This is a genomic window from Paraburkholderia sp. GAS38, from assembly GCF_050434965.1.
GTDB classification, from domain to species: domain Bacteria; phylum Pseudomonadota; class Gammaproteobacteria; order Burkholderiales; family Burkholderiaceae; genus Paraburkholderia; species Paraburkholderia phenazinium_A.
The window spans coordinates 115,863-139,467 of sequence record NZ_JBNDJO010000020.1 but is presented as its reverse complement, the minus strand read 5'-3'; the positions used below and the strand labels follow the sequence as shown (position 1 = coordinate 139,467).

The 23,605-nt window shown below is 63.0% G+C and carries 19 protein-coding genes and 1 other RNA gene; 10 read left to right on the top strand and 10 right to left on the bottom strand.

Annotation, left to right across the window (positions count from 1 at the left end; translation table 11 throughout):
- Nucleotides 1–6 precede the first annotated feature (6 nt).
- The 7 genes from aroA to gyrA form a co-directional block, all read right to left on the bottom strand.
- Complete coding sequence (aroA, locus tag P3T42_RS34185; protein WP_074300396.1) at nucleotides 7–1,311, bottom strand: 3-phosphoshikimate 1-carboxyvinyltransferase; 1,305 nt, start codon at nucleotides 1,309–1,311, stop codon at nucleotides 7–9.
- A 19-nt stretch (nucleotides 1,312–1,330) separates the two neighbouring features.
- Nucleotides 1,331–2,272 (bottom strand): prephenate dehydrogenase, encoded by a 942-nt coding sequence (locus tag P3T42_RS34180; protein WP_429308481.1) that lies wholly within the window; start codon nucleotides 2,270–2,272, stop codon nucleotides 1,331–1,333.
- Nucleotides 2,273–2,352: 80 nt separating this feature from the next.
- Entirely contained in the window at nucleotides 2,353–3,465 is a 1,113-nt protein-coding gene (gene hisC / locus P3T42_RS34175) for a histidinol-phosphate transaminase (RefSeq protein ID WP_429308480.1), read from the bottom strand.
- Between the two features lie 66 nt (nucleotides 3,466–3,531).
- Nucleotides 3,532–4,614: a prephenate dehydratase gene (pheA, locus tag P3T42_RS34170; protein ID WP_429308479.1), complete on the bottom strand. Its 1,083-nt coding sequence runs from the start codon at nucleotides 4,612–4,614 to the stop codon at nucleotides 3,532–3,534.
- Between the two features lie 53 nt (nucleotides 4,615–4,667).
- On the bottom strand, nucleotides 4,668–5,750 hold the full coding sequence (gene serC, locus P3T42_RS34165) for a 3-phosphoserine/phosphohydroxythreonine transaminase (protein ID WP_429308478.1): 1,083 nt from the start codon (nucleotides 5,748–5,750) through the stop codon (nucleotides 4,668–4,670).
- A 190-nt stretch (nucleotides 5,751–5,940) separates the two neighbouring features.
- On the bottom strand, nucleotides 5,941–6,549 hold the full coding sequence (locus tag P3T42_RS34160) for a DUF2059 domain-containing protein (RefSeq protein WP_074301724.1): 609 nt from the start codon (nucleotides 6,547–6,549) through the stop codon (nucleotides 5,941–5,943).
- A gap of 114 nt (nucleotides 6,550–6,663) precedes the next feature.
- Entirely contained in the window at nucleotides 6,664–9,294 is a 2,631-nt protein-coding gene (gene gyrA, locus P3T42_RS34155; protein ID WP_074300401.1) for a DNA gyrase subunit A, read from the bottom strand.
- A gap of 483 nt (nucleotides 9,295–9,777) precedes the next feature.
- On the opposite strand from gyrA, the gene ompA reads away from it, so the two are divergent.
- The 6 genes from ompA to P3T42_RS34125 all read left to right on the top strand — a co-directional run bounded on the left by ompA (nucleotide 9,778) and on the right by P3T42_RS34125 (nucleotide 14,814).
- Nucleotides 9,778–10,425 carry an outer membrane protein OmpA gene (gene ompA, locus P3T42_RS34150; RefSeq protein WP_074300402.1) on the top strand — a complete coding sequence of 216 codons (648 nt, stop codon included), beginning with the start codon at nucleotides 9,778–9,780 and terminating at the stop codon, nucleotides 10,423–10,425.
- A gap of 221 nt (nucleotides 10,426–10,646) precedes the next feature.
- Entirely contained in the window at nucleotides 10,647–11,345 is a 699-nt protein-coding gene (gene ubiG, locus P3T42_RS34145; protein WP_429308491.1) for a bifunctional 2-polyprenyl-6-hydroxyphenol methylase/3-demethylubiquinol 3-O-methyltransferase UbiG, read from the top strand.
- A 25-nt stretch (nucleotides 11,346–11,370) separates the two neighbouring features.
- Nucleotides 11,371–12,084, top strand: coding sequence for an HAD-IA family hydrolase (locus P3T42_RS34140; RefSeq protein ID WP_074300404.1), 714 nt, complete (start codon nucleotides 11,371–11,373; stop codon nucleotides 12,082–12,084).
- 122 nt (nucleotides 12,085–12,206) lie between these two features.
- Nucleotides 12,207–12,576: a transfer-messenger RNA gene (gene ssrA / locus P3T42_RS34135) on the top strand.
- Nucleotides 12,577–12,958: 382 nt separating this feature from the next.
- Nucleotides 12,959–14,014, top strand: a complete 1,056-nt coding sequence (locus tag P3T42_RS34130; RefSeq protein WP_429308477.1) for a Fic family protein — start codon at nucleotides 12,959–12,961, stop codon at nucleotides 14,012–14,014.
- A 17-nt stretch (nucleotides 14,015–14,031) separates the two neighbouring features.
- Complete coding sequence (locus P3T42_RS34125; RefSeq protein ID WP_429308476.1) at nucleotides 14,032–14,814, top strand: substrate-binding domain-containing protein; 783 nt, start codon at nucleotides 14,032–14,034, stop codon at nucleotides 14,812–14,814.
- Between the two features lie 82 nt (nucleotides 14,815–14,896).
- On the opposite strand, the gene P3T42_RS34120 is transcribed toward P3T42_RS34125, so the two are convergent.
- Together P3T42_RS34120 and P3T42_RS34115 are read right to left on the bottom strand one after the other, a co-directional pair.
- Nucleotides 14,897–15,163, bottom strand: coding sequence for a hypothetical protein (locus tag P3T42_RS34120; protein ID WP_429308475.1), 267 nt, complete (start codon nucleotides 15,161–15,163; stop codon nucleotides 14,897–14,899).
- Between the two features lie 111 nt (nucleotides 15,164–15,274).
- The gene (locus tag P3T42_RS34115; RefSeq protein WP_429308474.1) at nucleotides 15,275–16,354 is read right to left on the bottom strand and encodes a substrate-binding domain-containing protein; all 1,080 of its coding nucleotides are present in this window, start codon (nucleotides 16,352–16,354) and stop codon (nucleotides 15,275–15,277) included.
- Between the two features lie 134 nt (nucleotides 16,355–16,488).
- On the opposite strand from P3T42_RS34115, the gene P3T42_RS34110 reads away from it, so the two are divergent.
- From P3T42_RS34110 to P3T42_RS34095, 4 genes are read left to right on the top strand one after another with little or no spacing between them, the layout of a single operon-like run.
- Nucleotides 16,489–16,986 carry an NAD(P)H-dependent oxidoreductase subunit E gene (locus P3T42_RS34110; protein ID WP_429308473.1) on the top strand — a complete coding sequence of 166 codons (498 nt, stop codon included), beginning with the start codon at nucleotides 16,489–16,491 and terminating at the stop codon, nucleotides 16,984–16,986.
- On the top strand, nucleotides 16,983–18,542 hold the full coding sequence (locus P3T42_RS34105; RefSeq protein ID WP_074300410.1) for a formate dehydrogenase beta subunit: 1,560 nt from the start codon (nucleotides 16,983–16,985) through the stop codon (nucleotides 18,540–18,542). The genes P3T42_RS34110 and P3T42_RS34105 overlap by 4 nt, the downstream gene beginning before the upstream one ends.
- Before the next feature lie 14 nt (nucleotides 18,543–18,556).
- Nucleotides 18,557–21,517 (top strand): formate dehydrogenase subunit alpha, encoded by a 2,961-nt coding sequence (fdhF, locus tag P3T42_RS34100; RefSeq protein ID WP_429308472.1) that lies wholly within the window; start codon nucleotides 18,557–18,559, stop codon nucleotides 21,515–21,517.
- 9 nt (nucleotides 21,518–21,526) lie between these two features.
- On the top strand, nucleotides 21,527–21,778 hold the full coding sequence (locus P3T42_RS34095; RefSeq protein ID WP_074300412.1) for a formate dehydrogenase subunit delta: 252 nt from the start codon (nucleotides 21,527–21,529) through the stop codon (nucleotides 21,776–21,778).
- 70 nt (nucleotides 21,779–21,848) lie between these two features.
- On the opposite strand, the gene P3T42_RS34090 is transcribed toward P3T42_RS34095, so the two are convergent.
- On the bottom strand, nucleotides 21,849–23,561 hold the full coding sequence (locus tag P3T42_RS34090) for an FAD-dependent monooxygenase (RefSeq protein ID WP_429308471.1): 1,713 nt from the start codon (nucleotides 23,559–23,561) through the stop codon (nucleotides 21,849–21,851).
- Nucleotides 23,562–23,605: the final 44 nt, after the last annotated feature.

Sequence of the window (23,605 nt, the reverse complement as noted above, 5' to 3'; positions counted from 1 at the left end):
GTCGAATCAGGGTTGGGCCAGCGCCATGAAGCGCTCGAAATAGTCCGGGAAGGTTTTGCCGACGCATTTCGGATCGTTGATCCGCACCGGCACCCCGCCGAGACTCACCAGCGAAAAGCACATCGCCATGCGGTGGTCGTCGTAGGTGTCGATCGCGGCGTTCGGCGTCAGTTTCTCGGGCGGCGTCACAGCAATGTAGTCCTCGCCCTCGGTGACCTTGGCGCCGACCTTGCGCAACTCGGTCGCCATGGCCGCCAGCCGGTCGGTTTCCTTGACGCGCCAGCTGGCGATGTTGCGCAGCGTGGTCGTGCCATCGGCGAACAGCGCGGCGACGGCAATCGTCATCGCGGCATCCGGAATCAGGTTGCAATCCATGTCGATCGGTTCCAGCTTGCCATGATCGTGGCCAATGCCGCGCACTTCGATCCAGTCTTCGCCCATCGTCACGTTCGCCCCCATCCGGATCAGCGCGTCGGCAAAACCGACGTCGCCCTGGATGCTGGCCCGTCCGACCCCTTCCACCCGCAGCGGACCGCCGCCGAGCACGCCGGCGGCAAGGAAATACGAAGCGGTCGACGCATCGCCCTCCACCATGATCCTGCCCGGCGACTGGTAGCGCTGGCCGGCCGGCACGGTGAACTGGTGCCAGCCGTGGCGTTCGACCTTGATGCCGAAGCGCTCCATCAGCTTGATCGTGATCTCGATATAAGGCTTCGAAATCAGCTCGCCGTCCACCTGAACGATCGTCACGCCGCTGTCCGTGCGCAACAACGGCAGCGTCATCAGCAGGGCGGTCAGGAATTGGCTCGACACGTCGCCGCGCACGCGGATCGGCGCTTCGACGGCGATCTTGGCCGGACGAATCCGCAGCGGCGGAAAGCCGTCGTTTTCCTCGTAGTCGATCTTCGCCCCGATCTGCCGCAGACCGTCGACCAGGTCGCCGATCGGCCGCTCATGCATGCGCGGCACGCCGTGCACACGGTAGTCGCCGCCGTTGACCGCAAGCGCTGCCGTCAACGGCCGCACAGCCGTGCCGGCGTTGCCGAGGAACAGGTCCGCGGTTCTTGCCGTGAACGCGCCGCGTGTGCCGGATACGACGCACTCGTCGCCCTCGCGCTTCAGCTTGACGCCGAGCTTTTCGAGCGCGTCGAGCATCACGCGCGTGTCGTCGGAGTCGAGCAGATTGGTGATGGTGGTTTCGCCCTCAGCCAGTGCCGCGAGCAGCAGGACGCGGTTCGAAATGCTCTTCGAGCCAGGCAGGCGAATCGTGCCGGACGCACGGGAAAACGGTCCGAGATCGAGGTATTCCATGATTGAGTCCAGTTTCCGGTTATTTCGCGGGGTCGGCGGCAGCGCTGACGTTGGCGCGCTGCTCCTGCCATTCGGTACGCGCGACGCGGGAGCGGGCGAACACCGCCTCGAGCGCGGCGCCGTCCGCGGCCTCGACGGCCGCGCGCAGGCGCGCGAGCACCGCCGTGTAGGCGTCCAGTTCATCGAGCAGCGCAGCACGGTTGGCGACGCAGATGTCCCGCCACATTTCCGGACTCGACGCGGCAATCCGCGTGAAATCGCGGAAGCCGCCCGCGGCGAAAGAAAACTTCAGCGCCGCGTCAGGCGAGTTCAGGATCTGCTCGACCAGCGCAAACGAGAGCAAATGCGGCAAATGGCTCACCGACGCCAGCACGCGGTCATGCTGCTCCGGCGTCATCTCGTGCACCGTCGCGCCGGTGGCGCGCCACATCGCGGCGACGCGCTCCACCACGTCAGGCGGATTGTCGGGCAACGCGCACAACACGACGTTGCGGCCTTCATAGAGATCGGGCAGCGCGGCATCCGCGCCGCTCGATTCGCGCCCGGCAATCGGATGCCCCGGCACGAATTGCCCGACCCGCTCGCCGAGCGCGGCACGCGCCGCGGCGACCACGTCGGACTTGGTGCTGCCCGCGTCGGTGACGATGGTGGAGGCTTCGAGAAACGGCGCGATCCGCTCGAGCAACGGTTGGGTCTGCGCAACCGGCGCCGCCAGCAACACATAGTCCGCGCCGGCGAGCGCGGCCTGCAACGCCGCGTCGTCGCTCAACGCCACAGCGGCGTCCACCACCCCCAGTTCGAGCGCGCGCGCGATCGACGCGGGCGTGCGCCCTACCCCGATCACGGCGCGCGCACCGGCCACGTCGCCGCGCTCGCGCAATCCGCGCGCCAGCGAACCGCCGATCAGGCCGACACCTAAAATCACCAGCTTGTTAAAAGAAAACCCGGCCACGTCGATCACAGGAAAAAGCGCGCCATCGCGTGAAAAACGCTGGCGCGCGGGTCAAAATCTCACGCTCGGTTCGAGCGCGCTTGCACCGCTCAGGCAGACGCGAGCGTCTTTTCGAGCGCGGCGATAAATGCTTCGTTTTCTGCCGGCAGGCCGATCGTAATGCGCAGCCATTGCGGCAGACCGTAGTTGCCCACCGGACGCACGATCACGCCCTGCTTGAGCAACGCGAGATTGACGCGATTGCCGGCGCCGTCGTCCTGGCCGACACGCACAAGGACGAAGTTGCCGAACGACGGCACATACTCGAGGCCGAGCCGGTCGAACGCTTCCGTCAAAAAACGATAGCCCTGCGCATTGAGTGCCGCGGTCTTTTCCAGGAAAGCCTTGTCGTTCAGGGCAGCGATCGCAGCAGCCTGGGCCAGCGTATTGACGTTGAACGGCTGGCGCAGGCGATTCAGCAGATCGGTCAGCTCCGGCTGGGCAATCGCGAAGCCGACGCGCAAACCGGCGAGGCCAAACGCTTTCGAGAACGTGCGCGACACGAGCAGGTTCGGATAGCGGCGCACCCATGCGATCGAGTCGTAGCGCTTTTCCGGCGCCAGATATTCCGTGTACGCCTCGTCCAGCACCACCACGACGTTGCGCGGCACCTTGTCGAGAAATGCCTCGAGCGCCGGGCCCTCGATGAAGGTGCCAGTGGGGTTGTTCGGATTGGCGACGAACACGAGACGGGTGTCGTCGGTGATGGCCGCGAGCATCGCGTCAAGGTCGTGGCCGTGCTTGACCGCCGGCACGACGATGGCGCGCGCGCCCAGCCCCTGGGTTGCCAGCGCATACACGGCAAACGAATACTCGGAGTAGACGATCGACTGGCCCTTTTCGACAAACGCATGCGCCGCGATTTCGAGAATGTCGTTGCTGCCGTTGCCGAGCGTGACCCAGTCGGCCGGGACGTCATAGCGCGCGCTCAACGCCGCCTTCAGTTCGAACGCGTTGGCGTCCGGATAGCGACCCAGTTCGCTCGCAGCCTGCGCCAGGGCGCGCTGCGCCGACTCCGGCATGCCCAGCGGATTCTCGTTCGACGCAAGTTTCACAATGCTCGCCTCGTCGAGGCCAAACTCGCGGGCCACTTCCGAAATCGGCTTACCGGCGATATAAGGCGCAATCGCGCGCACATAGGAAGGACCGAAAGGCGTTGTCATGAATATCTCCGGTTCGACTAATTGAAGTAATGAATGAGGTTCGACGAAAAGGGCCAGGCAGACGGATCAGCGCGCCCGCGGGTACGAGCCGAGGATCTTCAGGAATTCAGCCTTCTGACCGAGCTCGGCGAGCGCCGCCGTGACGGACGCATCGTCCCGGTGTCCTTCGACGTCGATGTAGAAGTAGTACTCCCACGTCCCGACACGGGCCGGACGCGACTCGAAACGCGTCATCGACACGCCATGCCGAGCCAGCGGCTCGAGCAGCTTGAACATCGCGCCCGGCTCATTCGCCACCGAGACGATCAGCGAGGTCAGATCGCTACCGCTCACACCGGTCGGCTCCTTGCCGATCATCACGAAACGCGTGCGGTTGTGCGGGTCGTCCTGGATCAGCGCGTGCGCGACCTGCAGGCCGTAGTGGATCGCTGCGCGATCGCCGGCGATCGCTGCCACGGTTGGATCGGCCGCGGCGATTCGCGCGCCTTCGGCATTGCTCGCCACCGCCTGCCGCTCCAGATGCGGCGCGTTCGACGCGAGCCAGCCCTGGCATTGCGCAAGCGCCTGCGGATGCGCGCAAACGCGCGTCACGCCACTCAGGTCGCCGTTGAGCGTCAGCAGATTGTGGTGGATCGGCAAAGCAAGTTCGCCACCGATCAGCAACTGCGTTTGCAACAGCAGGTCCAGCGTGCGCGAGACCGCGCCTTCGGTCGAGTTCTCGATGGGCACCACGCCGAATTCGGCGGCACCCGCTTCGACCGAACGGAAGACTTCATCGATGGACGGACACGGCAGGCCTTCGATCGACTGACCGAAGTACTCGTGCATCGCCTGTTCGCTATAGGTGCCCGCCGGGCCGAGATACGCGGCCTTGATGGTCTTTTCGAGCGCGCGGCTGGCGGCCATGATTTCGCGCCAGATCGCACTGATGTGCTCGCTGGCGAGCGGCCCGTCGCTCATGTCCTGCAGACGCGCGATCACCTGCTGCTCGCGCTCCGGCCGGAACACCGGCGCGTTGAAATGCTTCTTGACTTCGCCAACCTCGAGCGCAACCGCGGCCCGCTGGTTCAGCAGCGCGATGAGTTGTGCATCGAGCGCGTCAATACGCTCGCGCAGCGGTTTAAGTCGTGTATTAAGTTCGTCGTCCATGCGTGAAACGGCTCTGCCGGGAAACTGCGGGAAGGGATGCCCGCGCCTGAGGCTCAGGCGCTGCGCTGTTCGAATTCCTTCATGTACTCGACGAGCGCTTTAACGCCTTCGAGCGGCACCGCGTTGTAAATCGACGCCCGCATGCCGCCGACGGACTTGTGGCCCTTCAGCTGCACCAGCCCGCGCGCTTTCGCACCGGCCAGGAAATCTTCGTTGCGCGCTTCGTCGGCGAGGAAGAACGGTACGTTCATCCGCGAGCGCGAAGTGCGTTCAATCTTGTTCAGGTAGAAGCTGCTTGCATCGATGGCGTCGTAGAGGAGCTTCGACTTCTCGATGTTGCGCGCTTCCATGGCGGTCAGGCCGCCCTGCTTCTTCAGCCACTTGAACACGAGCCCGGCGATGTAGATCGCGTACGTGGGCGGCGTGTTGTACATCGAATTGTTGGCGGCGACGGTTTTCCACTCGAACGCGGACGGGCACACGCTCATCGCGCGGTCCAGCATGTCCTCGCGCACGATCACCACGGTGACGCCGGCCATGCCGATGTTCTTCTGGGCACCGCCGTACAGTACGCCATATTTGGCGATATCCATGGGACGCGAGAGGATATGCGACGACGCGTCGGCCACCAGCGGAACGTCGCCGAGGTCGGGAATTTCGAAGGTTTCGACGCCGTGGATCGTCTCGTTCGTGCACAGATGCACGTAGGCAGGATCGTCGGACAATTGCCACTCGGCGCGCGCCGGGGCGCGTGTAAAGCCGTCGGCAGTTTCACCGCTCGCGGCCAGATGCACGCTGCCGTACTTTTGCGCTTCCTTGAACGATTTCTGCGACCAGGAACCCGTCACCACGAAATCGGCGCGCGGCTTCGAACCGAACAGGTTCAGCGGCACGATGGCGTTCTCGCCCAGACCGCCGCCCTGCAAAAACAGAATGCGATGGCTGGCAGGCACGTCGAGCAGGTCGCGCAGATCGGTCAGCGCTTCCTCGTGAATCGACATGAACTCTTTGCCGCGATGGCTCATTTCCATCACGCTCATGCCGCTGCCGTGCCAGTCGAGCATCTCGTCGGCGGCGAGGCGCAGCACTTCTTCGGGCATGGCCGCAGGTCCGGCCGAGAAATTAAAGACGCGCATCGTGAAACCCCTGAAGCGGGCGCGCAACGAATCACCGTTGCGAATTCGCGCCCGAAAAGAAAATGGCCGTCTGCGCGTGTGCGCAAACGGCCATTATCGCATTGACACCGCTACCCCGCCAAACCCGGGCGCCGCGAGGCGCCTGTGGCCGGCCGGTTAGCCCGGCATCAGCAAAGCCCGATCGACCTGCTTACTTGGCCGGCTTGACCGAAGCGACTTCCTGGTCAGCTTGAGCGCGCGTTGCCTTGATCGATTGCGGCATGTACTTTTGCATCAGACCGTTCACGACGTCGCGGCCAACCTGGTCCTGGACCTGGATGAACTTGCGGCCCGTCGGGCTCTTGTAGAACGCCGTCAGATCTTTGATTTCCGACGTCGAATAGTACTTCGCGTAAGCGTCGTACTGAGCTTGCATTGCGTCCTGACGGAAGCCATCCGTTGCGAAGACCTGGCCTGCCGCGTCAACCAGCTTCGGCACAGCGTTCTTCTGCAGCGTCGGGACGGAAGCTTGCTTCTGCTTGTCCGTCATCGTCTTGTTTTCGCTCAAAGCGTCCGACAGGATGGCCGGAACCAATTGCTTGGCTTGCATTTGTGCGCTGTTACCGATTGCGCCGACGAGCTTCTGCGCGTCGATCGCGTCCAGCAGATCCTTGATGGCAGCCTGCTTGGCCGGATCAACCGGCGCTGCAGCAGCCGTGCTGTCCGCCGGAGCCGGCGTTTGGCTTTGGAGCGCCTGCGCCATTGCAAGGGTCGGCACGAAAGCAGCCAGCAACATCAACTGTTTGAATCCTTTTTGCATCATTACTCCCTAAGAGAAATTAGTCGAACTGCTTGCTGCGTGGACTGCGCATCGGCCCGATGCGCCAGTCTGCGTCCCCGCAGCGTTCACCCTGTACATGATTGCCGGTGCGAATCAGGCTGCGCCGCCCTCTTCACCGCTTTCGTCACCGTCAGCGGGACCTTCGGCGTCGCCATCCACATCAGCTTCGGCCTCAGCAACCTGCTGCAAACCGGAAAGCTTCGTCCCTTCATCAAGACTGATGAGTGTAACACCTTGGGTTGCGCGGCCCATTTCACGGATTTCCGACACGCGCGTGCGAATCAGCACGCCCGTATTCGTAATCAGCATGATCTGCGCCTCGGAATCCACCAGCGTGGCGGCAACCACACGGCCGTTGCGCTCCGACGTCTGGATCGCGATCATTCCCTTCGTACCCCGCCCGTGGCGGGTGTACTCAGTGATCGGCGTACGTTTGCCGAAGCCATTTTCCGTGGCGGTGAGCACTGACTGCTGCTCGTCGCCGGCGACCAGCAGCGCAATCACCTGCTGCCCGTCGTCAAGCTGCATGCCGCGGACGCCGCGCGCCTCCCGGCCCATCGGACGCACGTCGTTCTCGTCGAAGCGCACTGCCTTGCCCGAATCCGAGAACAACATCACGTCGTGCTGACCGTCGGTGATAGCCGCGCCGATCAGGTAATCACCATCATCCAGACCGACCGCAATAATACCCTTGCGCAGCGGCCGACTAAAGGCTTCTAGCGGCGTCTTTTTTACCGTTCCTAACGCGGTGGCCATGAACACGTATTTATCCGCCGAGAATTCCTTGACCGGCAGGACCACCGTGATCTTCTCGCCGTCCTGCAGCGGGAACATATTGACGATCGGGCGGCCGCGCGAGTTGCGCGAACCCTGCGGCACTTCGTAGACCTTGACCCAGTAGACGCGGCCGCGGTTCGAGAAGCACAGGATGTGATCGTGCGTGTTGGCGATGAAGAGCGTGTCGATCCAGTCGTCTTCCTTCATGGAAGTCGCCTGTTTGCCGCGACCTCCGCGCTTCTGGGCGCGATATTCGGACAACGGCTGCGATTTCACATAACCGGCATGCGACATGGTCACCACCATGTCCTGCGGCGTGATCAGGTCTTCGGTGTTCAGCTCGGTCGCGTTCAGCTCGATCTTGGAACGGCGTGCGTCGCCGAATTCGGCCTTGATCGAGGTGAGTTCCTCGACGATGATCGCCGCAATGCGTTCCGGGCGCGCCAGGATGTCGAGCAGGTCGGCGATTTGGGCCATCACTTCGCGGTACTCGCCGATGATCTTGTCCTGCTCCAGACCGGTCAGGCGTTGCAGACGCATCTGCAAGATTTCCTGAGCCTGGGTGTCGGACAGACGGTAGAGGCCATCGGACTGCATGCCGAACGCGGGGTTCAGGCCTTCCGGACGATACGCTTCGCGACCGCCCGCCGAGGCGTTTTCCGTCTCGGCGCGCGACAACATTTCGCGCACCAGCGACGAATCCCACGGCCGGTTCATCAACTCCTGCTTCGCGATAGGCGGAGTCGGCGCAGCCTTGATGAGGGCGATGAACTCGTCGATATTGGCGAGCGCCACCGCCAGGCCTTCCAGCACATGACCGCGTTCGCGCGCTTTACGCAGTTCGTATACGGTGCGCCGCGTCAGCACTTCCCGCCGGTGCGACAGGAAGCAGGACAGCATTTCCTTCAGGTTCAGCAGCTTCGGCTGGCCGTCGACCAGCGCGACCATGTTCATGCCGAACGTATCCTGAAGCTGGGTCGCCTTGTACAGGTTGTTGAGGATGACCTCGGGCACTTCGCCACGCTTCAACTCGATCACGACCCGCATGCCGCTCTTGTCGGACTCGTCGCGGATGTCGGAAATGCCTTCGAGCTTCTTCTCGTTGACGAGTTCGGCAATGCGCTCGAGCAGCGAGCGCTTGTTCACCTGGTACGGCAACTCGTCGACGATGATCGCCATCCGCTGGCCGCGGTCGATTTCCTCGAAGTGCGTGAGCGCGCGCATCACCACGCGGCCACGGCCGGTGTGATAGCCGTCGCGCACGCCGGCCACGCCGTAGATGATGCCGGCCGTCGGGAAGTCGGGCCCCGGAACGATTTCGATCAGCTCGTCGATCGTCGCTTCCGGGTTCTTCAGCAGATGCTGACAGGCGTCGACGATTTCGTTCAGGTTGTGCGGCGGGATGTTCGTTGCCATCCCCACCGCGATCCCGGACGAGCCATTGATCAGCAGATTGGGAATACGCGCCGGGAGGATAGCCGGCTCGTTTTCGCTGCCGTCGTAGTTCGGCGTGAAGTCGACCGTTTCCTTGTCGATGTCGGCGAGCAGCTCATGGCCGATCTTGGACATGCGGATTTCGGTGTACCGCATCGCCGCGGCGTTGTCGCCGTCGACCGAACCGAAGTTGCCCTGACCGTCCACCAGCATATAGCGCAAGGAGAAGTACTGCGCCATCCGGACAATCGTGTCGTAGACAGCCGTGTCGCCGTGCGGGTGATATTTACCGATCACGTCGCCGACAATACGCGCCGACTTCTTGTAAGCTCGGTTCCAGTCGTTGTTCAGCTCGTGCATCGCGTACAGCACGCGCCGGTGCACCGGCTTCAGGCCATCGCGGACATCGGGAAGCGCACGCCCCACGATCACGCTCATCGCGTAATCGAGATACGAACGGCGCATTTCCTCCTCTAGGGAGATTGGCAGAGTCTCTTTGGCGAATTGATCCATTATCCGTATCTTTTACGTGCGAAGACGATGGCGGGACCCCGTCTTCGCGTAGGCGCTGCAGGCGCAACGCATCACGCGATTCTAACACGCGAGGCATCCACCCCCGGCGGGGGCACGTATACCTATTAGTGGGCAGCACACGAAGGGCGCCTGGGAGGCTCCAGGGACAGGCAGGAGCGGGCCCGATTTATGCTGGCCCCTATTCGGCTCTCAGCCATGACTGGCGGGGCGTACCGCTCCCCCCACGCTTCTGTTGCGGATGCACCACAATCGGACAGGGGTAGGGAACGGGGGCAGATTTTTTTACGTGGGAAGGGAACGATATGGCAAAATGCCAACGCACAAAGAAGTTAGACACTGCTCGAAGTCTACACAGCGCGTTTTTTGTTCCGCACCAATGTTATACTTCGAGCAATGTATGACTTGTCATCGTCAACAAGCTCGCAGTAAACCTGCGGTAATCTCAATTTCGAGAGGAGAAATATGAATAAACTTTCAAAGCTCGCGTTCATTGCAGCTACCGCAGTAATGGCTGCATCCGCAATGGCACAGTCGGTGCCGGCGTCGCGACAAGCTACGAACGACAACTGGGTGAACGGTACGGGCGAGTACGTGTGGATGAACGGCACGAACGAACTCTGCTGGCGCGATGCATTCTGGACGCCGGCAACCGCTAACGCAAAGTGCGATGGCGCCCTGGTTGCTCAGGCACCGACCCCGCCGGCACCGCCGCCGGTCGCTCCGGTTATCCAAAGCCAGAAGATTACGTATCAAGCTGACGCGCTGTTCGACTTCGACAAGGCTATCCTGAAGCCGGCTGGCAAGGAAAAGCTGGACGATCTGGCATCGAAGATCGGCGCGCTGAACCTGGAAGTTGTGGTCGCAACGGGCTACACGGACCGTATCGGTTCGGACAAGTACAACGACCGTCTGTCGCTGCGTCGTGCACAAGCTGTCAAGGCATACCTGGTCAGCAAGGGCATCGAAGCCAACCGTATCTATACGGAAGGCAAGGGCAAGCGCAACCCGGTTACGACCGGCTGCAACCAGAAGAACCGCAAGCAACTGATCGCCTGCCTCGCACCGGATCGTCGCGTGGAAGTCGAAGTTGTCGGTACTTCGAAGCAGTAAGCTCCAAGTTACCGCAGTATCAAAGCCCCGCTTCGGCGGGGCTTTTTTTATGCCCGAATGCTTCGTTACGTCACGTCAGGGCGACCCACCGGGCATCGGCCTTAGGCCGGTTGCCGGCAACCGAGGTGCCCGTGGCATTTTGCCGCCCTGTGCGTCGGCCTATATACTCGGGGCTTATCCTCGACACCCGTTCACCCGCTCTCATCAAGGCCTCATCCGTCATGACCAATGCCGATCCCCACGAACTGCAGAAATTCAGCGATCTCGCCCATCGCTGGTGGGACCCGAACGCCGAATTCAAACCGCTGCACGAACTGAATCCGGTCCGGCTCAACTGGATCGACGCGCATGCGCAGCTCGCCGGCAAACGGGTGCTCGATATTGGATGCGGCGGCGGCATTCTGACGGAATCGATGGCCGGATTAGGTGCACAGGTGAAGGGAATCGACCTGTCGAGCCAGGCGCTCGGCGTGGCAGATCTTCACAGCCTTGAAAGTGGTGTAACCGTCGATTACGAAGAAATCGCCGCAGAGGCGCTCGCCGCCCGCGAACCCGGCACTTACGACGTCGTGACCTGCATGGAAATGCTGGAACACGTGCCCGAGCCGGCGGCCATCGTCGCGGCCTGCAAGACCTTGGTGAAGCCTGGCGGGTGGGTTTTCTTCTCGACGCTCAACCGCAACGTGAAGTCTTATCTGTTCGCGGTAATCGGCGCGGAATATATTGCGCGGATGCTGCCCAAGGGCACCCACGACTACGCGCGCTTCATCCGCCCGTCGGAACTGGCAGGTTTCGTCCGCGCCGCCGAGTTGCGCACCGCGGACATCAAGGGCATCGCATATCACCCGCTCAGCAAGCACTTCGCCCTGTCGGACGACACGAGCATCAACTACATGCTCGCCTGCCGCCGCGACGCCTGACGCGCACCGACTCCACTACGCATCCATGAGCGACCCTACCCCCCTGCCGCAGCGCGAAGACGAAGACGCCTCGATCGGCCTTTGCCAGGCGGTCCTGTTCGACCTTGACGGCACCCTGGCCGACACGGCGCCCGACCTGGCCGCAGCCGTCAACAAGATGCGCCACGAGCGCGGCCTCGAGATGGTGCCGCTCGACGACCTGCGGCCGCTGGCATCGGCCGGCGCACGCGGGCTGATTGGCGGCGCCTTCGGCATTGGTCCGGAGCACCCCGAGTTCGCGGCGATGCGCGAAGAGTTTCTCGCCAACTACGAAGCCGACCTGTGTATCGAAACCACGCTGTTCCAGGGCATCGACGCCGTGCTAGATGAACTGGACGCGCGCGGCGTGCGCTGGGGCATCGTCACCAACAAGGTAGCGCGCCTGACCGATCCGCTCGTCGCCCTGCTGGGGCTGGATCTGCGGGCCGGCTGCGTGGTCAGCGGCGACACGACCCCGCACTCGAAGCCCCATCCCGCGCCGCTGCTGCACGCGGCCCGGATGCTGGACCTCGCGCCGGAGCGAGTCGTCTACGTGGGAGACGACTTGCGCGACATCCAGGCGGGCTTCGCCGCGGGCATGGTGACGGTCGCAGCCGCCTACGGCTACTGCGGCAACGACATTCCCCCGACCCGCTGGCATGCGCAGCATGTGGTCCAGTCGCCGGCCGAACTGCAAAAGCTGCTGCGCGAGATCAGTTGAACAGGCTGCCGGCTGGCGGCCTTGGTGAACCCGGCGGCGGTCCTATCCAAAGACAGCCAGGACAGGGCTGTCAATCTATTGTAAAATCTACTTTGGTTCAGAAGTTTTGGGCAACAAACCGCGGGGGCGACCTGGTTTCGACAGGGGTTGCGAAGCGGCTAGGGCATACCGAGGACCCGTCACCTCGTTAATCAATGGGAAAAACGTAACTGCAAACGACGAAACGTTCGCACTGGCAGCCTAAGGGCCGCCGTCCTCTGCCTAGTTCACTGACGGGCTAGAGTCGCAAGACCGGTAGCAATACCGACAGAGGTCATATACGTCAGTTAAGCCTTGGCGGCGTCACGACGCCCGGGTCGAAAACCTAGTGAATCGCCGTCATGCAGCGTGTTCGTCCGCGTCGTGGTGGTTAAATCAAATGACAGAACTAAGTATGTAGAACTAGTCGTAGAGTGCTTCTGGACGCGGGTTCGATTCCCGCCGCCTCCACCAAACACCCTGCAAGTGGCAACACTGTTTTACTGGAAACCCCGACAGCGTCAGGCTCTCGGGGTTTTTTGCTGAGTACTGCGTTAGCTCGGCGGACGCGCAGATGCAGCCCATCGGCAAGACACGAGAAGCTTGAGCCAAGTCATATCCATACCGTCAAGAATTGCTTTTGCTAAACTTTAGCGAGCTAAACTTTAGTTAGCCGGATTGCTATTAAAGTTTCGATAGCAGCCTCCGGTCTGATTAAACTCTTTGGCCCCATCCTTTAGTTAGGACAGAACGAATCGCTGGCGACTACGTTGACGGCTCACTCGCCGCCGAACGCTATAAAGCGTTTGTTCCCCGTCCCCTGCCGCCTGATCCGCCCATCGCGATTGACTCGACCATGTTCATACTGCTCGAGGGTGCGAATCGCGCTCTCGGCAGATTGGACGGACTGGCGGCCCTGTTCCCCGACCCGGATCTGTTCATCTATTTCTGCGTTCGAAAGGAAGCGCTGCTATCCAGCCAGATCGAAGGCACCCAGTCGTCACTGTCCGATCTGCTTTTATTCGAGAATGATGAAGTACCCGGCGTCCCGCTGGACGATGTTCAGGAGGTGTCCTGCTACGTTGCGGCGATGAACTATGGCTTGGAGCGTATCGGGGCCAATTTCCCTTTGTCATTGCGGCTGCTGCGTGAGATTCACGGCAAACTGCTCAATAACGGGCGAGGAGCCGAGAAGGACCCAGGTGAGTTTCGGCGTCAGCAAAACTGGATTGGCGGGAGTCGGCCGAGTCTGGCGATGTTCGTGCCCCCACCTCCGGATCGCCTGATGCAATGCCTGGGAGACTTCGAGCGTTTCCTGCACGCCGATCCGCCAGCGGTCCCCCTGCTGGTCAAAGCAGCCATGGCACATGCCCAGTTTGAAACGATCCACCCGTTTTTAGACGGTAACGGACGCCTTGGACGCCTGCTCATCACGCTTCTCCTCTGTGCGGAGGACGCCATGTCGCAGCCAATTTTGTACCTCAGCCTGTACTTCAAGGCCAACCGCAACGAATACTACGAACGGCTGCAGCGTGTCCGGGAAAAAGCCGACTGGGAAGGTTGGATCAATTTCTTCCTGCAAGGCGTCAAAGAGACTTCCGAACAAGCGGCGGACGCGGGCCGACGGATCTTGAGTATCTTCGACGAAGACCGCAAAGCGATCGAACAGTTGGGCCGAGCCAGTGGGTCCGCCGCGCGATTGTTCCAGGCGTTGCAACGCAGGCCCATGTTGACCATTCCAGCCGCAGCTGAAAAACTGCAACTGTCTCAACCGGCAGTCACTGCTGCATTTGCAAACCTGATCGAATTAAAGATCGCCAGCGAAGTTACCGGGAAGCAACGTGGACGGGTTTTTGTCTACAGTCGCTATCTGGCAGAACTTGCACAGGGAACCGAGCCTATCAGGCGCTAGCCAACGACACTCCCCACATGAAATCACGCCTCCCAACCCTGCTCACCACAACCCTCCTCTGCGGCTCGCTATTCACCCAAACCGCGCAGGCTGTCGACCTCCACGTCATGAATTCCGGCGGCTTCACCGCGGCCTATCAGCTACTGGCGCCGAAGTTCGAAGCAAAAACGGCAGACACGCTGAACATTGCCTACGGACCGTCCATGGGCAACTCGCCCGAGGCGATTCCCAACCGTCTCGAGCGCAAGGAACCCGCCGACGCCGTCATCATGGTGGGCTACGCGCTCGACAAGCTGATCGCCGAGGGCAAGATCATCCCCAGCTCGCGGGTCGAATTAGCGGACTCGCGCATCGGCATGGCGGTTCGCGCAGGCGAACCCAAGCCGGACATCGGCAGCGTGGAAGCATTCAGGACGACCTTGCTGGAGGCAAAGTCGGTGGCGTATTCGGATAGCGCGAGCGGCGTCTACATCCAGAACCAACTCTTCGAGAAAATGGGCATCGAAGCACAGCTCAAGCCGAAAGCCACGATGATCCCAAAGATTCCTGTGGGCTCGGTCGTGGCCAAGGGGGACTATCAACTGGGATTCCAGCAGGTCAGCGAGTTGTTACCGGTGCCGGGCATCGAGTTCGTCGGGAAGATTCCTGAGTCGCTGCAATCGGTCACCCGTTATGCGGCCGGCATTCCGGTGGGCGCCGCTCATCCGCGTGAGGCCAAGCAGTTCCTCGACTTCCTGGCCTCGCCCGAGGCCGCGCCTGATGTGGCCAGCACCGGTCTCGATCCGCTAGCCGCGCACTAGCAAGCAATCCGTACCAGCAAAGCGAAGCCCGTGCGTGGCGGTGGCGCGAAGGTGCGGCAGCACCATGCCGCGCCAATGCGCGTTACTGATCCTGCGGGCACTGCAGATTGCAACCGTCCGGATCACCGTTGTCGCCCTTGCGGCGCATGGCGGACTTCTTGTCGGACTGGTACTTGTTGGACGGCGCCGATGCCGCGAACGGCAGTTGCGGATGCTCCTGCAGGTGGAATTCATCGTCCAGAATGCCGCCCGGCACGCCCGGTGAATTTTGCGCAAAAGCAATGGAGACTGTGGCGCACAACGCGCCTGCCGTCACGGCCACGGCACAGGCTTTGAGAAGAACGTTCATGTCGATCCGGCGCGGTGTGGCCGCGCAGTTGAGGCTAAATCATAAGACTACAGAGTATCTCATACCACTCTGCGACGCAGCGGCAGGCCCCTGGGCGCTTGTTACAGCCGCTTACCCGAGGGTCGCGCCGAGCCCTTCGTCGAGTTCCAGCAAGGTGCCGCAATCCTGTGGATTGTAGCCTTCCAGCCGCGCCACCCCGCTCTTGAAGGCAACGCTACGCAGCATGTCGATGACCGTGACAAGCGGCGTGCGCTCCAGCGCCGCCCGGTCGCATGCGAAGTAATAGTCTTCGTCGACGATCGGCACGAAATCGAGGCCGAAGTGATGCGCGGCCGGCTCGACGCCGAATCCCACATCGGCCATGCCGCTGGCGACAAACGCGGCAATCGCCGAATGCGTCAACTCCGTCGACGCATAGCCGTTGACCCGATCCGGATCGACACCCACGCGGCGCAGTGCCAGATCGAGCAGCATCCGCGTGCCGGATCCCGGCTGGCGGTTCACGAAGCGGATGTCGTCGCGCGCGAGATCGCCCAGTCCATTGATCCGCTTCGGGTTGCCCTTCGACAGAAACAGGCCCTGCTTGCGCTGCGTGAGGTGAAGCAGCACATGGCGCTCGGGATCGAGCCAGCGCCGGTAGGTATCGGCACAGGCAGCGCGAAACTCGCCGCGCGGCAGATGGAAGCCGGCCAGGTCGCACTCGCCGCGCGCCAATGCGGTGACCGCATCCGCGCTGTCGCGATACTTGATGTCGACGGGCACGTCATCGGCCACCAGCGCCGTGACCAGCGCTGCTACGGCATAGCCGTGCGAAGCGTGAATCCGTACATCGTCGGCGGGCGGCGCGAGCCATCGGTTCAGGTCGCTCGCCACCTCGCTCGCCAGCGCCCGCATGTTGCCGTCGAGCCGCTCGCTGCACAGCCGCTGCGCGCGCAACACGGCCTGGCCGAGTTCCGACAGCACCGAGCCGCGCCCACGCTCCTTGGCGATCAACGGACCGCCCAGCCGCTCCTCGATACTGCGCAGCAAACCCCATGCGTGACGGTAGGACAAACCCTTAAGCGTCGCCGCCTGGGCAATGCTGCCGGCTTCGTCGACGAGCGCCAAAAGCTGCACGACGTCCGTCAGGCTGGCTTCGCGGCCGTCCGGGTCGCGGACAACCAGCTGTGCGTGGCATTCGATCCTGATCATATATGTTGACTTGCCTCCTATTGCGTAAGGGCCAGTACCCGCCTATCGTTGGCTCTACACCTACAAACGAATGAAGCATAAGTGCACACTTTATGAAAGACAAGTGCATATTAGACTTCGGAGGAGTCCCCACTTTGCACGATTCCAACGCGATCGCGCCTGAGCCACTGGTGCAGCGTCACGCGCAACCCGGCCGCTCGCTGCTTGCCGTACTGCACGCCATCCAGGATGAACTCGGCTTTGTGCCGCCGGATACCGTGGCACCACTCGCCCGCGCAATGAACCTGTCGCGCGCGGAAGTCCACGGTGTGCTGACCTATTACCACCACTTTCGCACCCATCCCGCTGCGCCCGTCACCGTGCAACTGTGCCGCGCCGAAGCGTGCCGCAGTATGGGCACCGAGGCGCTTGCGCAGCACATCGAGACGCGCACCGGTTGCCGCTTCGACAGCGCACATCAACATCAAGACGCGGAAGGCGCAGCAGTCGAACTGGAATCGGTGTATTGCCTTGGTCAGTGCGCGCTGTCGCCGGCCTTGACGATCAACGGCACGTTGCACGCGAAGGTGACACCCCAGAAGTTCGACGCGCTGCTCGCGGCCGCGACGAAGCGGGTGGAGGAAACCGCATGACGCGCATTTACATCCCTCGCGATTCCGCAGCGCTTGCGCTCGGCGCCGACGCGCTCGCCGACGCGATTGCCCATGAAGCGGCGCAACGCGGCATCGCCATCGAACTGATCCGCAACGGTTCGCGCGGCTTGCTGTGGCTCGAGCCGCTCGTCGAAGTAGTCACGCCGCGCGGGCGGATCGGCTATGCGAATGTCGACGCAGCAGACGTCGTCTCCTTGTTCGACGCGGGCTTCATTGAGGGCGGCGCTCATCCGAACCATGTGGGTGTCGTCGACGAGATTCCTTATCTGCAAAGGCAGCAGCGTCTGACCTTTGCCCGCATCGGCATTACCGATCCGTTATCGACCGACGACTACCTCGCCCACGGCGGCCTTGAAGGTCTGAAGCGGGCGCTCGCCGCCGACGGCGATGCCGCCTGCGAAGCCCTGATCGAATCGGGCTTGCGCGGCCGCGGCGGTGCGGCGTTCCCCGCCGGCATCAAATGGCGTACTGTGCGTGGCGCCAGCGCGCCCCAGAAGTACATCGTCTGCAACGCCGACGAAGGCGATTCCGGCACCTTCTCCGACCGTCTGATCATGGAGAGCGATCCGTATGTGCTGATCGAAGGCATGATCATCGCGGGGATCGTGACGGGCGCGACGCTCGGCTATATCTACGTGCGCAGCGAGTATCCGCATTCGATCGCGACGCTCGAAGCCGCCATCCAGCGCGCCCGCGACGCCGGCTGGCTCGGCGACAGCGTGCTCGGTTCGGCTCACCGTTTCGAACTGGAAGTCGCCAAAGGCGCGGGCGCCTATGTCTGCGGCGAAGAAACCGCGCTGCTCGAATCGCTCGAAGGCAAGCGCGGCATCGTGCGGGCCAAGCCGCCCGTGCCGGCGCTGGTGGGCCTGTTCGGACAACCCACCGTCATCAACAACGTCATCACGCTCGCCACGGTGCCGATCATCTTCGCGCGCGGCGCCGCGTTCTATAAAAACTTCGGCATGGGCCGCTCGCGCGGCACCCTGCCGTTTCAGCTCGCCGGCAACGTGAAGCAAGGCGGACTCGTCGAACTCGCGTTCGGGGTCACGCTGCGCGAGCTGCTGTACGACTATGGCGGCGGCACCGCGAGCGGCCGGCCGGCGCGCGCCGTCCAGGTGGGCGGCCCGCTCGGCACCTATCTGCCGGAAAGCCAATGGGACATTCCGCTGGACTACGAAGCGTACGCGGCGGTCGGCGCCGTGGTCGGTCACGGCGGCATTGTCGTGCACGACGACACCTCGAATCTCGCGGAGCTCGCGCAATATGCCATGCATTTCTGTGCGCTCGAATCGTGCGGCAAATGCACGCCATGCCGGATCGGTTCGACGCGCGGCGTCGAGGTGATCGCGCGGATTCGCAACGGCGATACGTCGACGCGGCAAGTGCAACTGCTGCGCGACCTGTGCGACACGATGGTGTCCGGTTCGCTCTGCGCAATGGGCGGCATGACGCCCTACCCGGTGCTGTCCGCACTCGACCACTTTCCCGAAGACTTCGGTCTCGACACCGTCCAGCCCAAAGCGGCGGCGGCCTGACGATGGAGCCCACCATGTCCGACGTGCTCAAATCCACTGCCGGCGGTTGCGGCTCCGGCAATTGCGCGTGCAAGTCGCAAGCGCAGTCTCAGTCGCAAAGAAATCCGCAACCCCGCTCCCCCTTCGACGACACCGACTACGGCACGCCACTGCGCCACGCGGATGTCGACGTGACGCTCGAAATCGACGGTCAGGCGGTGACCGTTCCGGCTGGCACCTCCGTGATGCGGGCCGCGATCGAAGCCGGCGTGAACGTGCCGAAACTGTGCGCCACCGATTCGCTCGAACCGTTCGGCTCGTGCCGTTTGTGTCTCGTCGAGATCGAAGGCAAGCGCGGCTATCCGGCCTCGTGCACGACGCCGGTCGAAGCAGGCATGAAGGTGCGCACGCAAACGGACCGTCTGCAGTCGCTGCGCCGCAATGTGATGGAACTGTACATCTCCGATCACCCGCTCGACTGCCTCACCTGCCCCGCCAACGGCGACTGCGAACTGCAGGACATGGCGGGCGTGACGGGTCTGCGCGAGGTGCGCTACGGCTTCGACGGCGCGAACCACCTGAAGGATCAGAAGGACGAATCGAATCCGTACTTCACCTACGATCCGTCCAAGTGCATCGTCTGCAACCGCTGCGTGCGTGCCTGTGAGGAAACCCAGGGCACCTTCGCGCTGACGATCGCCGGACGCGGCTTCGAATCGCGCGTCGCCGCCAGCGCCAGCGAGCCGTTCATGGACTCGGAATGCGTCTCGTGCGGCGCGTGCGTCGCTGCGTGCCCCACCGCGACGCTGCAGGAAAAGAGCGTTGTGATGCTCGGTCAGGCCGAGCATTCGGTGACCACGACCTGTGCGTACTGTGGCGTCGGCTGCTCGTTCAAGGCCGAGATGAAGGGCAGCCAGGTCATACGCATGGTGCCGAATAAAAACGGCCAGGCCAACGAAGGCCACGCATGCGTAAAGGGCCGCTTCGCGTGGGGCTATGCCACCCACAAGGACCGCATCACCAAGCCGATGATCCGCGCAAAGATCACCGACCCCTGGCGTGAAGTCAGTTGGGAAGAAGCGCTGAGCTATGCGGCCTCGGAGTTTCGCCGCATCCAGGCGAAGCATGGCCGCGATTCGATCGGCGGCATCACGTCGTCGCGCTGCACTAACGAAGAAACCTACCTGGTGCAGAAGCTCGTGCGCGCCGCGTTCGGCAACAACAACGTCGACACCTGCGCGCGCGTGTGCCATTCGCCGACCGGCTATGGCCTGAAGACTACGCTAGGGGAATCGGCCGGCACGCAAACTTTCGCATCGGTCGACAAGGCCGACGTCATCATGGTGATCGGCGCGAATCCGACCGACGGTCATCCGGTGTTCGGCTCGCGCCTGAAACGCCGCGTGCGCGAAGGGGCGAAGCTGATCGTGGTCGATCCGCGCCGCATCGATATCGTCGATACGCCGCATGTCAAGGCGTCGCATCATCTGCAACTGCGGCCGGGCACCAACGTCGCGATCGTCAATGCCCTCGCGCATGTGATCGTGACCGAGGGCCTCCTCAACGAAGCGTTTATCGCAGAACGTTGCGACACGCGCGCGTTCGATCAATGGCGCGCCTTTGTCGCGCTGCCGGAAAACGCACCGGAAGCCACGGCGGACATCACCGGCGTACCTGCCGAACACGTACGTGCAGCGGCGCGTATCTACGCCACGCCCGGCAATTCCGCGATCTATTACGGCCTCGGCGTCACCGAACACGCGCAAGGCTCGACCATGGTGATGGGCATCGCCAACCTTGCGATGGCTACCGGCAACATCGGCCGCGAAGGGGTGGGCGTGAATCCGCTGCGCGGCCAGAACAACGTGCAGGGTTCGTGCGACATGGGCTCGTTCCCGCACGAACTGCCGGGTTACCGCCACATCAGCGACACGACCACCCGCACCCTGTTCGAAGAAGCCTGGCACGTCACGCTGCAACCCGAACCGGGCCTGCGCATTCCGAACATGTTCGACGCGGCGCTCGACGGTAGTTTCAAGGGGCTCTACTGCCAGGGCGAAGACATCGTGCAGTCGGATCCGAATACGCATCATGTGTCGGCTGCGCTGTCGTCGATGGAGTGCATCGTCGTGCAGGACATTTTCCTCAACGAAACCGCGAAGTACGCGCACGTACTGCTGCCCGGTTCGTCGTTCCTCGAAAAGGACGGCACCTTCACCAACGCGGAACGCCGCATCTCGCGGGTTCGCAAGGTAATGCCGCCCATTCCCGGTTACGCCGACTGGGAAGTCACGGTGATGCTCGCCCGCGCGCTCGGTTATGAAATGGACTATGCGCATCCTTCCGAGATCATGGACGAAATCGCGCGCCTCACGCCGACCTTCCACGGCGTCTCGTATGCGAAGCTCGAGCAGCTCGGCAGCATCCAGTGGCCGTGTAACGAGAACGCGCCGGACGGCACGCCGACCATGCACATCGATACTTTCGTACGCGGCAAGGGCAAGTTCGTGATCACGAAGTTCATCGCGTCGCCCGAAAAGGTCACGCGCAAATTCCCGCTGATCCTCACGACGGGCCGCATCCTGTCGCAATACAACGTGGGGGCGCAAACGCGCCGCACGGAAAATTCGCGCTGGCACGACGAAGACCGCCTCGAGATTCATCCGCACGATGCCGAGGAACGCGGCATCAAGATGGACGACTGGGTAGGCATCGAATCGCGCGCGGGCCAGACCGTGTTGCGCGCCAAGGTGACCGAACGGATGCAGCCGGGCGTCGTCTACACGACGTTCCACTTCCCCGAATCGGGCGCCAACGTGATCACGACGGAGAGTTCCGACTGGGCCACCAATTGCCCCGAATACAAGGTGACAGCCGTGCAGGTGATGCCGGTCGAACAGCCGTCGCAATGGCAGAAGGACTATTCGCGCTTCAACACGGAACAGCTCGACTTGCTGCGCCAGCGCGAACTGGCCAACGCAACGTCGGGCAAATGAGGGCGCGCCATGGATGAACAGAACCTGATCGACATGGCGAACCGGATCGGCGAATTTTTCGATTCGATGCCGGATCGCGAAGAAGCGCTCGCCGGCATCGCCGATCATATTCGCCGTTTCTGGGAGCCGCGCATGCGGCGTGCGTTGCTGGCCACGCTCGATCGCCCGGATGCGGACGGCCTGCAGATGTCGGGCATCGTCAGAGAGGCCGTGCTGGCGAATCGCGAGAAGCTGACACCGGCGGCCGCTGTGGCCGGCTGACCTGGAGGCGAGCGCGGCATGCGACGCGTCGCAACGTCATGCCGCGCCAGGTGTCGCTGGGCACATCGCCCTAACCGGCCGCCTGCTGCGGCGTCACGCTCCTCGCGAACCACGCCTCGCAGTGGCGCAGCAAGCCGTTCAGATCCGACGCCGGACGCCCACGCGCACAGATATACCCGTCTGGACGCATCAGATAAAACGCCGGCCGGGTTCGCCCATAGGACTCGGACAGCGGCGGCGCGCCCTCGCCTGTCGTATCGCTGATCCGCCAGATTCGCACCGCGCCGGGCAAGAGCCGCTCGATGGCGTCGCTCAGGCGGTCGAGATCGGCGTCGCGCGCCGCGTGGCGGCTCGCAGCCGGATCGAGCGGCGCTTCGTTGGGCGCGACCGGTGCGACCAGCAGAAACAGCGAAAAAAGCGCCGGGTCGTGCAGATCGAAAATGCAGCCGATACCGGGTGCACGCCCCAGTGGGCCATCCACGACATGCACAAGCGCATCGGGTGCGCGCTCACCGGCGCGCGGTCCGCCATCGAGCACCCGTTCGAGCGTGAGCGGACTGCGCCGGTACTGGATCGACAGTTCGCTCACCGTCAGGCGTGCGGCATCGCGCAGCGGGCCGAGCGCGGCAAGCGCCGGCATGACACGCTCGCGCAATAGCTTGAGCGGCCCATGATCGGCTTCCGCCATGTGCGTCACAAAGCTGGTCTGCCGCAACACATCGCGCTCGATCGGATGCCGCTCCAGGTGATACGAGTCGAGCAGCCGGTCCGGCGCATGCCCCTTCATCACGCGAGCCAGCTTCCAGCCCAGGTTGAACGCTTCCTGAATTCCGGTGTTCATGCCTTGCGCGCCGGCGGGGCTGTGCACATGCGCGGCGTCGCCGGCCAGAAACACGCGCTCGACCCGCAACTGTTCGACCATCCGGCTGTTCAGATGAAAATGCGTGGCCCACGTCAGGTCCGCGAACTTCACCGGATGATGGATACGCCGTGCGGCAAGCGCGCGGCACTCCTCGAGCGAAGGCGCGGGCGCAGGTGCTGCGACCTTTGGCGCTGTCTCGCCGGAACCGTCCGGTGAGGCCGGCATTGCCGGATGATCCGCAATCAACCGGTAGCGCCCCGCGCCCATCGGAAACAGGGCCGCGAGTCCTTCGCCCGAGGCAAAGATATGGAACTCGTCGTCTGACCAGTCCGTCTCCGCCTGCAGATCGGCGAGCAGGAAAGTCTGCTCGAAAGTCTTGCCGGCGAAGCTCATGCCGAGGCGGTGGCGAATCGCGCTATGCGCGCCGTCCGCCGCGATCAGGTACGACGGATGGACGGTTTCGCTGCGTCCGTCGGCGTGTTGCAGCGTCGCACTGAGCCCGGCCGATCCCTGCGCGAACATCGTCAGCTCGACACCGCGCTGGATGTTCACGCCGAGCGTCGCCAGATGCTCGGTCAGCAAGCGTTCGGTGACGGCCTGATCGAGGAACAGCACGTACGGATAGCGCGTCTGCAGCGGATCGAAATCAAGGCGCGCGAGACGTTGCCCATTGGAATAGAGATTCGCTGCGCGGGCGCGATGTCCCAGTTCCAGAAACGGCTCGATGAGGCGATGCTGTTCAAGCAGTTCAAGCGTGCGTGCCTGAATGCCGATGGCCCGCGAATGCGGATCCGGCTGCAGCGCCTTGTCGATCAGACGCACAGAAATATGCGCACGAGCGAGGCTCATGGCTGCAGCAAGCCCGGTTGGGCCCGCCCCAACGATCAGCACCGGCGACGCATCGTATGAAGCGGCGGCCATGCAGAACTCCGGAGACCAACATGCCGCCTAGTGTACGCCGCTGC

What these genes read in the sequence shown, in the direction of transcription:
- ompA (WP_074300402.1), top strand. Translation starts at nt 9,778, where the DNA reads ATGAATAAACTTTCAAAGCTCGCGTTCATTGCAGCTACCGCAGTAATG.
- fdhF (WP_429308472.1), top strand. Translation starts at nt 18,557, where the DNA reads ATGTCCGACGTGCTCAAATCCACTGCCGGCGGTTGCGGCTCCGGCAAT.
- P3T42_RS34120 (WP_429308475.1), bottom strand. Translation starts at nt 15,163, where the DNA reads ATGAACGTTCTTCTCAAAGCCTGTGCCGTGGCCGTGACGGCAGGCGCG.
- P3T42_RS34125 (WP_429308476.1), top strand. Translation starts at nt 14,032, where the DNA reads ATGAAATCACGCCTCCCAACCCTGCTCACCACAACCCTCCTCTGCGGC.
- gyrA (WP_074300401.1), bottom strand. Translation starts at nt 9,294, where the DNA reads ATGGATCAATTCGCCAAAGAGACTCTGCCAATCTCCCTAGAGGAGGAA.
- P3T42_RS34105 (WP_074300410.1), top strand. Translation starts at nt 16,983, where the DNA reads ATGACGCGCATTTACATCCCTCGCGATTCCGCAGCGCTTGCGCTCGGC.
- P3T42_RS34160 (WP_074301724.1), bottom strand. Translation starts at nt 6,549, where the DNA reads ATGCAAAAAGGATTCAAACAGTTGATGTTGCTGGCTGCTTTCGTGCCG.
- P3T42_RS34095 (WP_074300412.1), top strand. Translation starts at nt 21,527, where the DNA reads ATGGATGAACAGAACCTGATCGACATGGCGAACCGGATCGGCGAATTT.
- pheA (WP_429308479.1), bottom strand. Translation starts at nt 4,614, where the DNA reads ATGGACGACGAACTTAATACACGACTTAAACCGCTGCGCGAGCGTATT.
- P3T42_RS34090 (WP_429308471.1), bottom strand. Translation starts at nt 23,561, where the DNA reads ATGGCCGCCGCTTCATACGATGCGTCGCCGGTGCTGATCGTTGGGGCG.
- P3T42_RS34130 (WP_429308477.1), top strand. Translation starts at nt 12,959, where the DNA reads ATGTTCATACTGCTCGAGGGTGCGAATCGCGCTCTCGGCAGATTGGAC.
- ubiG (WP_429308491.1), top strand. Translation starts at nt 10,647, where the DNA reads ATGACCAATGCCGATCCCCACGAACTGCAGAAATTCAGCGATCTCGCC.
- hisC (WP_429308480.1), bottom strand. Translation starts at nt 3,465, where the DNA reads ATGACAACGCCTTTCGGTCCTTCCTATGTGCGCGCGATTGCGCCTTAT.
- aroA (WP_074300396.1), bottom strand. Translation starts at nt 1,311, where the DNA reads ATGGAATACCTCGATCTCGGACCGTTTTCCCGTGCGTCCGGCACGATT.
- P3T42_RS34115 (WP_429308474.1), bottom strand. Translation starts at nt 16,354, where the DNA reads ATGATCAGGATCGAATGCCACGCACAGCTGGTTGTCCGCGACCCGGAC.
- P3T42_RS34140 (WP_074300404.1), top strand. Translation starts at nt 11,371, where the DNA reads ATGAGCGACCCTACCCCCCTGCCGCAGCGCGAAGACGAAGACGCCTCG.
- serC (WP_429308478.1), bottom strand. Translation starts at nt 5,750, where the DNA reads ATGCGCGTCTTTAATTTCTCGGCCGGACCTGCGGCCATGCCCGAAGAA.